This window comes from Mojavia sp. (assembly GCF_059505145.1).
Genome location: NZ_JCACKA010000073.1, coordinates 55,752 through 67,073, shown reverse-complemented (window position 1 = coordinate 67,073; position 11,322 = coordinate 55,752). Strand labels below are relative to the sequence as shown.

Annotated in this window: 9 protein-coding genes; 5 read left to right on the top strand and 4 right to left on the bottom strand. The window is 41.2% G+C overall.

Annotation, left to right across the window (positions count from 1 at the left end):
- The first annotated feature begins 474 nt into the window (after window positions 1–474).
- Together AC5JL8_RS18825 and AC5JL8_RS18820 are read left to right on the top strand one after the other, a co-directional pair.
- Complete coding sequence (locus tag AC5JL8_RS18825; protein ID WP_495881210.1) at window positions 475–1,077, top strand: glutathione binding-like protein; 603 nt, start codon at window positions 475–477, stop codon at window positions 1,075–1,077.
- A gap of 130 nt (window positions 1,078–1,207) precedes the next feature.
- The gene (locus AC5JL8_RS18820; protein WP_495881209.1) at window positions 1,208–1,381 is read left to right on the top strand and encodes a hypothetical protein; all 174 of its coding nucleotides are present in this window, start codon (window positions 1,208–1,210) and stop codon (window positions 1,379–1,381) included.
- Between the two features lie 233 nt (window positions 1,382–1,614).
- Here AC5JL8_RS18820 and AC5JL8_RS18815 read toward each other — a convergent pair whose 3' ends face one another.
- From AC5JL8_RS18815 to AC5JL8_RS18805, 3 genes are all read right to left on the bottom strand, one after another.
- Window positions 1,615–2,832: a M20 metallopeptidase family protein gene (locus AC5JL8_RS18815; RefSeq protein ID WP_495881208.1), complete on the bottom strand. Its 1,218-nt coding sequence runs from the start codon at window positions 2,830–2,832 to the stop codon at window positions 1,615–1,617.
- A gap of 173 nt (window positions 2,833–3,005) precedes the next feature.
- A complete protein-coding gene (bioD, locus tag AC5JL8_RS18810; protein WP_495881237.1) occupies window positions 3,006–3,701 on the bottom strand; it encodes a dethiobiotin synthase in 696 nt (231 codons plus the stop codon).
- Window positions 3,702–3,887: 186 nt separating this feature from the next.
- A complete protein-coding gene (locus AC5JL8_RS18805; protein ID WP_495881207.1) occupies window positions 3,888–5,579 on the bottom strand; it encodes a protein kinase domain-containing protein in 1,692 nt (563 codons plus the stop codon).
- 704 nt (window positions 5,580–6,283) lie between these two features.
- Here AC5JL8_RS18805 and AC5JL8_RS18800 point away from each other — a divergent pair.
- The gene (locus AC5JL8_RS18800) at window positions 6,284–7,303 is read left to right on the top strand and encodes a ribose-phosphate pyrophosphokinase (RefSeq protein ID WP_495881206.1); all 1,020 of its coding nucleotides are present in this window, start codon (window positions 6,284–6,286) and stop codon (window positions 7,301–7,303) included.
- 85 nt (window positions 7,304–7,388) lie between these two features.
- On the opposite strand, the gene AC5JL8_RS18795 is transcribed toward AC5JL8_RS18800, so the two are convergent.
- The gene (locus AC5JL8_RS18795; RefSeq protein WP_495881205.1) at window positions 7,389–7,958 is read right to left on the bottom strand and encodes an HD domain-containing protein; all 570 of its coding nucleotides are present in this window, start codon (window positions 7,956–7,958) and stop codon (window positions 7,389–7,391) included.
- 1,012 nt (window positions 7,959–8,970) lie between these two features.
- On the opposite strand from AC5JL8_RS18795, the gene AC5JL8_RS18790 reads away from it, so the two are divergent.
- On the top strand, window positions 8,971–10,215 hold the full coding sequence (locus AC5JL8_RS18790) for an ABC transporter substrate-binding protein (protein ID WP_495881204.1): 1,245 nt from the start codon (window positions 8,971–8,973) through the stop codon (window positions 10,213–10,215).
- 8 nt (window positions 10,216–10,223) lie between these two features.
- Complete coding sequence (locus AC5JL8_RS18785; RefSeq protein ID WP_495881203.1) at window positions 10,224–11,174, top strand: branched-chain amino acid ABC transporter permease; 951 nt, start codon at window positions 10,224–10,226, stop codon at window positions 11,172–11,174.
- Window positions 11,175–11,322 lie beyond the last annotated feature (148 nt).

The following is an 11,322-nucleotide window of genomic DNA, read 5'->3' as shown; positions in this document are numbered from 1 at the left end:
TATCATCCCAACATTTATCATTACGCCAAGTTCTAGCACTGTTTTCACATTGAAATTGATCATCAATCCCAGGAATTGAAGTAGGGTAGCTCTTGGTAAAATTGAAATTTACATCGATATAAGAGATTAGTATTAAAACTGTATAAAATCCAACACTTAGCAGCACAACGGCAAATGGAGCAAATAGTATAATTTTGCACAGTTTTTTGTAATTGAACTTGCTTGTTTCTACATCTAGGCGATCGCACATAACCCTTTTAGATTTTCCAATAGCAGCAATAACAACTTTAAAAAATTGAAATTAAAAAATATTTGCCATTATTCTTGCATTTAAAATAACTTATTTTGGCTATTTTGCCATGTAATACTAATTCAAATTTAGAACTTGAATGTATTTGTAAAATATCCTAAATTACTTGCCATTTTTAAGGTACACTACCCTCGGATATAACGAATAGTCCAGGGTATTATCAGATGATTGACCTTTACACCTTCACCACACCTAACGGGCGTAAGGCTTCGATTATGTTGGAGGAAGTCAAACTGCCCTACAATGTCCACAAAATTGACATTACCAAACAAGAGCAATTTACACCTGAATATATAGCAATTAATCCTAATAGCAAAATTCCGGCGATTATCGACCAAGAAACTGATATCAGAGTTTTTGAATCCGGTGCTATTCTAATTTACTTGGCCGAAAAAACAGGTAAATTATTACCAACAGACCAAAAAGGTCGCTTTCAAGTACTTGAGTGGTTAATGTTCCAAATGGCAGGTGTAGGGCCAATGTTCGGGCAACTCAATCACTTTAAAAAATTTGCGCCAGAAAAGATTGCCTACGCCATTGAACGATATGAAAAGGAAACTTTACGAATTTATGGCGTATTAGATCAACAACTGGCGAACAATGAATTTATCTGCGGTGACTATTCTATTGCCGACGTTGCAACTTATCCTTGGGTAGCAATTTACAATATGCAAGGTTTGACGCTGGACAATCATCCAAATTTGAAACGATGGGTTGAGACTGTAGGTGATCGTCCAGCAGTACAGCGCGGGATGCATATCCCCTAGCGAATCACAGAAATATGGGGAAAGGGGAAGATTAATACCCCAATCCCCCAAATCTTCAGACCCGGTTATAGTTGCAAGTGCGATGTTGATAAATGTCAAAAAGTATTATTGATCGCTTAAATAAAAAATTATGAAACGCCGACAGGTTTTGAACACAGCTGCTTTCGCCACAGCAACTGCTACTACCCTAGCTTCTGGTACTCGAACTGATACAGCCCCTAGTGTTCAAGCTGGCGCCCAACAACATTCCATACGCCCTAATCCCCGAAGGTTACAGTGCATTTCAACATCCTTTAGCTATTAGCCCAAACTTTAGTTCAGTCCGGATAGACAACGCAAAACTAGGGTTTCAATGGTAAGGTGTTTTACCCCTTGCACATTGTCCAACAGTCGTCATGAACTGCGTACACCAGCATGAAAATACTTTTCTTTCCCTTCTGCCCTCCGCCCTCTGCCTTCTGCCTTATTTACAAGTCAGTATCATTCCATTCGCTAGGGCTTCAGTTAACATCTACGAAAGCCGCATATTTCACTCAATTAATTTAAAAACTTTTCTACGCTACGCACAAATATTTCTACACCGATCGCCAAAGCAGTTTCATCAAAATCAAACCGGGGGTGGTGATGGGGATAAGCCAAGTCTTTTGCAGGATTGGCAGAACCTAAAAAGAAATAGCAACCAGGAACGGCTTCTAAAAAGAATGACATATCTTCAGCTGCCATAGTTTGGCATTCGGGCACAATTCCTAAAGGAGTTTCGATGACTTCTTCTGCCACCGATCGCACTAATTCCGCCATACCTGCATCATTAATTACTGGTGAGTAAAGTGACCAATATTCTAAGTCATACTTAGCACCATAGCTCTGGCAAATTCCCGCAATAATCTGCTCGATACGCTGGTAAAAAAAGCCTTTATAAGCAGGGTTAAAGTACCTGACAGTACCACTCATTCTAGCTGTATCAGCAATTACATTCCGCTTGCTACCGGCATGAAGTTCACCCACTGTCACGACTGCCGAATCGATGGGATTGACATTACGCGCCACAATGCTTTGCAAGGCATTAATAACTTGGGCAGAAACTACAACGGCATCAATTGTTTGATGAGGGATGGCCCCATGCCCGCCTTTGCCCAAAATCTTGCAGTTAAAGGACTCTACCGCAGCCATTAATGCTCCACTACGAACACCCACGGTTCCCAATGGCAAATTATTCCATAGGTGTAACCCAATAATCGCATCAACATCAGGGTTTTTTAGTACCCCGGCTTCAATCATTGGCTTTGCGCCGCCGGGCCCTTCTTCCGCAGGCTGAAAAATAATTTTGACAGTGCCGCCAAAATCTTCACGATGCTGACTGAGATAGTAAGCTGTACCTAAGGCGATCGCTGTATGTCCATCATGTCCGCAAGCGTGCATAACTCCATCATGCTGCGAACAGTAGGGCACTTGATTTAGTTCTTGAATTGGCAAAGCATCCATATCTGCCCGAATTGCCAGCACTTTTTCGCTGCCGAGTTTGTTACCTTTAATGATGGCAACAATGCCGGTTTGGGCAATACCAGTTTGATGCTCAATTCCCCATTCTTGTAACTTCTGTGAGATCAACTCAGCTGTTAGTTTTTCTTGAAAACCCAATTCAGGTTGTTGATGCAGTCGCCGCCGCCATTCTACCAGTTGAGGTTGTAGTGAACGGATGGAGAGTCGGACGCCAGATAGGTCAACAGAAGAGGGGTTTGGGAAGGTGGAAACCATTATGCAGAAAAGCTACTTAAACACAGCTAACTTAGGTTATTTTCCCAGTGTGACATCCTCCCCCACTAACCGCAAGCGCACTAGGGAATGTCTTTCCCTCTTCACACAAGGGTGCTTCTACTTGTCTGTGTAGTGAGGGTTCAATCTGATTTGCTTTGATCCGCTTATTTACGCTAGCAGGGGAAAACAGATATTTCCCGAATAATTCCTAAATCTAAATCTGATGCTACTTGAGCCAGTTTATCCAAATCACCAAGGTGATCTAGATAAGGTAAGCAGCCTAAAACAGGGGTATTGGTGAGTGATTGAATCAACTCTGGTGGCGTTAAGTCGGCTATTTCTGCATCCGAACAAGGTTTTAGGCAGTTGAGAACAATACCTTTGAGATTCACCCGCGATTGTTTCGCTAATGCTACATTAGCCACGGCTTGAGCGATCGCACCTAATTTCACTGGCACTACCAAAAGTGTTGGTAAACGCCATTCTCCTGCCAAATCTGCTACTGTTAATTCCTCAGTTACGGGGGAACCTAAGCCGCCTAAAGCTTCTACAAGGACAAAATCACGGCGCGATCGCAAGTTAGACAAAGTTTGCCAGACTACAGCTAAATCTACTTGACGATTTTCCTTGGCGGCTGCGATCGGAGGCGCTAGAGGTGCTTGAAAGTACAACGGTGTAATTTCTTCGGGAGATTGATCCAAAGAAAATAGCTTTTGATACCATTCGCGATCGCCTACTCCCGATTGAATCGGTTTCATGATTCCCCAGCTGCGTTGAGAACAATATTTTTGCCAATAAGCTGCCAAAGCCGTTGTTAAAACAGTTTTGCCAGCATCTGTATCAGTTCCAGTAATCAGTAGTGTGTTCAACAATCTATTTTACAAAAGTGATTATTTTGTTCAGTAAAAGAGCATCAATATCAGTTGATGCTATTAAAAATCATTCAGTCGTCAGTCAAAAGTAATCAATATTTTTGGTGCATTAATTTACCTGTAAATCAGTCTCATACTACTCTGCACTTCTAGCACGACATTAGGCATTTTTTGAATCTAATTTTAACTTCTTGGGTTAAAAAGTGGATTTACCTGTTCGTCGCTAGGTGGGTTATTGAGTTCTTCGTCAGAAGTAGGTGTTGGGGTTGGAGTGGGAGTTTCTGTGGGAATTTCTGTAGGAGTTAGAGTTGGAGTTAGAGTTGGAGTTGGTATGGGAGTCTCTGTAGGAGTTAGAGTTGGAGTTGGTGTAGAAGTTGGTGTGGGCGTCTGCTGGACTGGATTTTCTAATGCAACAGAGAGGGTATAATCACTTTCGGCAATGTCTGGATCTAAGCTTAACTGAATAGTGTAACTACCAGTGCGTGGTAATATTCCTGTGTAGTATATTACTTTATCAGCGCTACTTTCAATTGGTTGTTGATTGGGGCCTAAGACTGTTAGTGAAATACCACTTCCTTGCTCAATATCTGCCGATAATTTAAAACCTTCTGTTCCCAAAAACGTGTACTGAATTAATTGATTTGCTTTTAGAGTATTTTCTACTGTAGTGGTATTAGAAGCTCCCAAATTAAGGCGCTTACTATATATAACAGGTTCATTGCTAGTGGGTGTGGGTGTAGGTGTCAATGTAGTACCACCAGAAATAACTGGTGAAGGAAAAGTTTGTACAGGTGTTTCTGGTGGTGCTTTTGACTGGCTGCGGATAGAACTTACCAAAGCCCAAGAACCGAATCCCGCTAGGATGACTACAGCACTACCAATAGCTCCAATTGCCAGAGGATTATCTAAGATGGAGTTATGATTGTTGGGTGGAATCACAGGCGCAGGTCTGTTGGGTGAAGCTGGGCGTACTGGGTCGGGACGATGACCAACAGCAATTGTCTGTGCATTAGTCAAATTGGGAGCAGGAGTTGGTTGATCGACAGATTGTAATGCTTGGATGACATCAGCTGCACTTTGATAGCGATCGCCTGGTATGTAATTCAACATCCGATTAATAACTTGGGCGAATCGTGGATTAACTCTCGTCCACTGTTGCCAATTCCAAGTAAGTTGGGTTTCATCAAATAAATCAGAGGTTTCTCTACCAGTCAGCAAGACTATGGCTGTGACTGCGAGTGCATACAAATCACTACTAGGATAAGCCCGCCCTGTTTGCATTTGCTCACTGGGAGCGTAGCCTAATTTTCCCACAGTAGTGACTGGCGCTGTGCTAGTTGGGGATTCTAATCTAGTTGCGAGTTCTTTGACCACCCCAAAGTCAATTAATACTGGTTTGGTATCACTATCTCTTAAAATAATATTTTCTGGTGATATATCCCGGTGAATAATTCCTCGACTGTGAATGTGCCCTAACACAGGTAGCAACGAGCGCATCAACTGTAATATTTCTGACTCTGTGAATGTTTGACCAACAGCTTGGCGTTCAGAGAGCATAGTTCGGTAGGTTTTACCTGCAACGTAGTCTTCTACTAAAAACAAGCGCTGGTCTTGCTCAAATCTTTCGCGGAATTTCGGGATTTGCGGATGCTCGATTTGATACAAAATAGCCGCTTCTCGTTGGAAAAGTTCTTGTGTCTTCTCCCAAACAGAAGTTCCTATTGTTGCTGGAATTAATTCTTTAATCGCACAAAGTTCATTAAAGCGCCTCTGGTCTTCTGCTAGATAAGTTCTACCAAATCCTCCCTGTCCGAGAATTTGAATTATGCGATAACGGTTTTGCAGGACAGTGCCAACTGTAATGGGTGGTTGCATAATTGATGAGTTAAGTGTTATGGCAACTTAAAATAAAGTCACCCACAAAGATAAGTCCAAACGGCGACAGACAGTTACTTGCAGCGTTAATTCTACCCTACCCCATACATACGCCCTCGGTTGAGGGTTCTTGGGCAGTCGCGCTCCATACATTTTGTGCAAACTTGGCAAACCCTAAAAGCTTGACTCAGCAATATTGCCTGGCTGGGGCACGGTGCGTAGTTAACTATCGTCTGCAACCCTCACATAAGTGAAGGTTTAAACTCCGTGTGAATGCGTGCAAAGCAAGCCTGATTAAAACTTGCTCAACCCTATTTTTACATTCAGTCCTCAGTACGTAGATATCAAATATAAGAATAAATCACAAATTAACTGTTTCTTTTTCAGTGTTCGACTATATAATATCCCGGAGTAATTTTGCTGAAACTACAAAAATTTTGTTCTTAGCCATAAAATAGGTACGTAGAAGCAGCAATTACCACGCCAAACCAGTGAGATAGAAGGTTTTTTAGCTCAACCTAAAAAATCTGAACAATAAGTCTATCAACTAGACTTGTTGTTCAGTTAAGCTATCAATAGTTTGGTTACTAAAAGTAATCAAAAAATATCAAAGTATAATTAAAAGGAGAAATGTTTTAACTTTTACAGATATTTTTTTACACTATTTCGGTTAAATTTGCTAAATTGCTGATGTTAAGATTGCCATGAATGCACATCGAGGATCTGCTGTGCTCAGTTCTGCAACTTTATCTAAAGTGCAGCCAGTTGCAACAGGGCTGAATGAAAATCATCGCCTGCGGCTGTTTTCTGGCTCTGCCAATGTACAACTGTCTCAAGAAGTCGCTCGTTACCTGGGTATGGACTTAGGGCCAATGATCCGTAAAAGATTTGCGGACGGCGAACTCTATGTTCAAATCCAAGAATCAATTCGCGGCTGTGATGTCTATTTAATCCAGCCATCTTGCCAACCCGTCAATGATCATTTAATGGAATTACTGATTATGGTTGATGCCTGTCGTCGGGCTTCTGCACGACAGGTAACCGCAGTAATTCCTTACTATGGCTATGCTCGCGCTGACCGGAAAACAGCAGGACGAGAGTCAATCACCGCCAAGCTGGTTGCTAACCTGATCACTCAAGCAGGTGCTAACCGCGTTCTGGCAATGGATTTGCACTCGGCCCAAATTCAGGGTTATTTCGACATACCTTTTGATCATGTTTACGGTTCGCCAGTTTTACTAGATTATCTAGCGAGCAAACAACTGCATGACCTTGTAGTTGTTTCCCCCGATGTCGGTGGTGTAGCACGGGCTAGGGCTTTTGCAAAGAAGCTGGACGATGCTCCACTGGCAATTATTGACAAACGCCGTCAAGCTCATAATGTCGCTGAAGTTTTGAACGTCATTGGCGATGTTAAAGGCAAAACGGCAGTTTTGGTGGACGACATGATCGACACTGGTGGCACAATTGCTGCGGGAGCGCGACTGTTGCGTGAAGAAGGAGCACGTCAGGTCTATGCCTGTGCAACTCATGCAGTATTCTCTCCACCTGCGATTGAGCGTTTGTCAAGCGGCTTGTTTGAGGAAGTTATTGTTACCAATACTATTCCCATACCAGAAAGCGATCGCTTTTCGCAACTAGTAGTACTTTCAGTAGCTAATATACTCGGAGAAACCATCTGGCGGATTCACGAAGATAGTTCAGTAAGTAGTATGTTCCGCTAGCAAAAAAAGGACTGTTAGCGCCGTTACAGTTCTGTGTAAACAAGTATGAAGAATGAAGTATGAACTTTTTCAGCTTCATTCTTTATTATTTCTGAGATGCCAACATCTCAACCTCTGAAACTACCCGTTCTAATTCTTCTACAATCGCAGTTGGTCTTGTTTTATTGAATGTCTCGATTAGTGCCCGATAATACCAAAGAGTACCTTCTTTACCCCCCTGGAAGCGCTCCCAAAGTGATTCGCCTAAGACGCGATAATCTTTGAGAATAGACCGGGCGTTGTAGAGTTTATCAGCAGCTGACACAAGCAGCACTGATGATGAGGCAGTGGGAATATGGGCAATATAAGCTTCTTTGCGCTGTCGCCAAGGCGGTTTAGGTGTAGTGTCAGAGTCAGTACACCCATCTACAATAGCAGTCACATTGTCCCCAAAACGCCGACGAATTTCTTCCCTAGTCGCAGCGCCACCTTGGTCTTCTATCGCATCGTGTAACAGGGCCCCTATAGCTTCATCTTCATTCGCTCCATATTCCAAAGCTATACTAGCTACGCCTAATAAGTGAGCAATGTAAGGGACACCAGAACCTTTACGCACTTGCTGGGCGTGGAGTTCGGTGGCGTAGGTTAGAGCTGCGGTAAAGCGATCAGAAAGCATTGTATTTAAATAATCATCTTAATAATCGCACTCTAGCGGAAAATTGAGGCGATCGCATCAAGCAAACCGCCAAGTTGCTGAGGATGCCGCGCGCGTAGGAGATTCAGCTTAGAATTGAAGTGTCTATCAAGCTTGCCCTAGCATTATGAACAGCGAAAATATTTGCACAAGCCCCTTGCATAGCTTAATGAACTGAATTTCGTCCTCACTGAATTACATATACACTCTTTTTTACAGAATGAAGTTAACGGTCAAAGCTCCTTGAACGTTATACTAGTATTTTTGAACTAGCCTGAAGAATAACACACCTTAAGCTGAGAGTCATACAAGTGTAGAACTACATCTATCTTGGCTCTTGTAATTAATATTCTGGCTTTGTGGTAAGAAAGCACTTTCAATTCAAAATGAAAATTTTTCTGTTTTGGATAACCTTTACACTTCCAACAACAGAAATGTTTTATTGTCTAATTAGAAAGCGACCAGATATTAAACTCCAGCAATGCATTTGCAGATATTAGTAAAAACTGGACATTAATATTTTATTTCTTTTGAATATAGATTAATAATTTTATACAATTCTCCATGAAGATGCGCTTAATATTACAAAGCGAACCGCCAAGAACGCAAAGAGCGCCAAGGAACAGAGGAACCTCATTTAGTGTAAGTTTATATAAGAGCAGTATTAATCTAATCCATACATAAAAACCATTCTTCATATTATATAAGTTTATTTGAAAATATTGAAATCAGAAGGTTTTTGGGGATGAGTCTCAATAGCTTTATTTCAGCGTGTTTTAGCTATTATAATTTACATTAAATGTTGCAGTTGGATCTCTATAAACTCGAAAATAAAAAATAATTGACACTTTGGCTTTACCAGTGGCGGTAGAAAACTCAATTTCATAGTTTTTGAGCTTACTACCATTAGCAAAAATCAAATATGCTTGAAACCTTTGCCTTTGCATGGTCAAATGAATATGATTCCATAACTAGATTAGATTCTCGTTAACCTATGAAAAAACCTGTTGCGCTGACAACGACATTTTTCGCCACTTGTACTATGCTGCTAACGGCGTGTGGTGGAGCTAACACGAATACGAATTCTGTAAGTAATACCTCAAATCAGGCTACAACTAACGCCACTGCAACCACGACTACATCTAGTACAATTCCTATCGGTATTGCTGTTGCTCAAACTAGCAACGTAGCCTTACTCGGACAAGAACAAGTTGCTGGAGCTAAAATTGCCGAAAAATATTTTAATGACAAGGGTGGTATTAACGGTACTCCGATTAAATTGGTGTTTCAAGATACTAGTGGTGATGAAGCCGGAGCAATTAACGCCTTTCAAAGTTTAATTAATAAAGATAAGGTGATTGGTATTGTTGGCCCCACTTTGTCACAGCAAGCTTTTAGTGCTGATCCCGTTGCTGAACGTGCAAAAGTACCAGTAGTTGGGCCATCGAATACTGCCAATAAAATTCCTGAAATTGGTGAATATGTGGCTCGTGTTTCAGCACCTGTTTCTGTTGTTGCACCTAATTCGGTGAGAGCAGCACTCAAACTGAATCCTGCTATTAAAAAAGTTGCTGTTTTTTACGCTCAAAATGATGCTTTTAGTAAGTCAGAAACAGAAATTTTTCAAAAAACTGTTAAGGATCAGGGTCTGGAATTGGTAACAGTACAAAAGTTTCAAACTAGCGATACAGACTTTCAAAGCCAAGCGACAAATGCTATTAACCTCAAACCAGATTTAGTGATTATTTCTGGTTTAGCTGCTGATGGAGGTAACTTAGTAAGACAATTGCGAGAATTAGGATATCAAGGCTTAATTGTCGGTGGTAATGGCCTAAATACTTCAAACATTTTGCCAGTTTGTAAGGCTTTTTGTGATGGCGTACTCATTGCTCAAGCTTACAGCCCAGAGCATCCAGGTGAGATTAATGCTACATTTCGCAAAGCTTACGCTGACCAATACAAAAAAGAACCACCCCAATTTACCGCCCAAGCTTTTGCAGCAGTTCAAGTTTATGTCGAAGCACTTCAAGCTTTGGATAAAAAGAATAAAGTTAGTCAGTTAGCATTGCCACAATTGCGAACTGAATTGAACAAACAGCTACTAACGGGGAAATACAATACACCACTGGGTGAAATTGGTTTTACTCCAGAAGGTGAGGTTGTCCAAAAAGATTTTTATGTAGCTCAAATCAAAATGGACAAAGATGGCAGCCAAGGTAAGTTTACATTTTTAAAATAGTTGCGATTATGAGTTTCAATTTGTTTTTGCAACAATTTTTAAATGGATTATCTATTGGCAGCGTTTATGCGATTTTTGCTTTGGGATATACTCTCGTTTATTCTATTTTAGGCATCATTAATTTAGCTCATGGTGCAATATTTGCTCTGGGAGCTTATTTCACTTATGCACTTATGGGTGGTACATTTGGCTTTAATGGCTTGCTAGCTAATGCAACACTACCTATAAAATTACCATTTGCGATCGCCTTAATTTTAGGAAGTAGCTTGGCAGGATTGGTTGGCGTAGCTATGGAACGCATTGCTTTCCAGCCTCTGCGCCGTAAAGGATCTGATCCTTTGTTAACGGTTGTTTCCAGCTTGGGTGTGGCGGTGGTAATTGTTAACTTAATTCAGTATTTAGTAGGCGCAGAAAGTTACACATTTCCAGCAGGTGCTTACGGCAATTTACCGCCTGCAATTAACTTTGGTAATCCACAAAACCCAATTCCCATTCGCAGCGTACAGATAGTAATTTTTGCCGTATCTGTAGTGATTGTGGCAATACTTACCTATTTTATTAACCGCACTAAATATGGTAAGGCAATGCAGGCGATCGCAGAAGATCCAATTACTGCTAGTTTGTTAGGAATTAACACTGATGGCTTTATTGTGCTGACATTTTTCCTCAGCAGTTTTTTAGCAGGATTAGCCGGAACTTTAGTCGCCTCTAGTGTCAGCATTGCTGGCCCATACTTTGGTATTGCTTTTGGGTTGAGGGGTTTAGCGGTGATTGTCTTGGGTGGTTTAGGTAGTATTCCCGGTGCGGTTTTAGGAGGCTTTGTCATTGGGTTAGCAGAGGCGTTTGTACCGAGTGAATACTCTGCTTATAAAGATGCAGTAGCCTTTGGAATACTATTTATTATGCTGATAGTTAGACCTCAAGGTTTGCTAGGACGGCGCTTTGTACAGAAGGTGTAAACAATTCAAAATTCAAAATTCAAAATCAACAGAAGCAGGGAAGGGACTGTTCACTAAAACAAAAATATAGTGGTTTGCGAAAAATATACGTAGGGTGGGCATTGCCCACCCTACTAACACACATTAAAAATGTAAAATTTAGCATCTA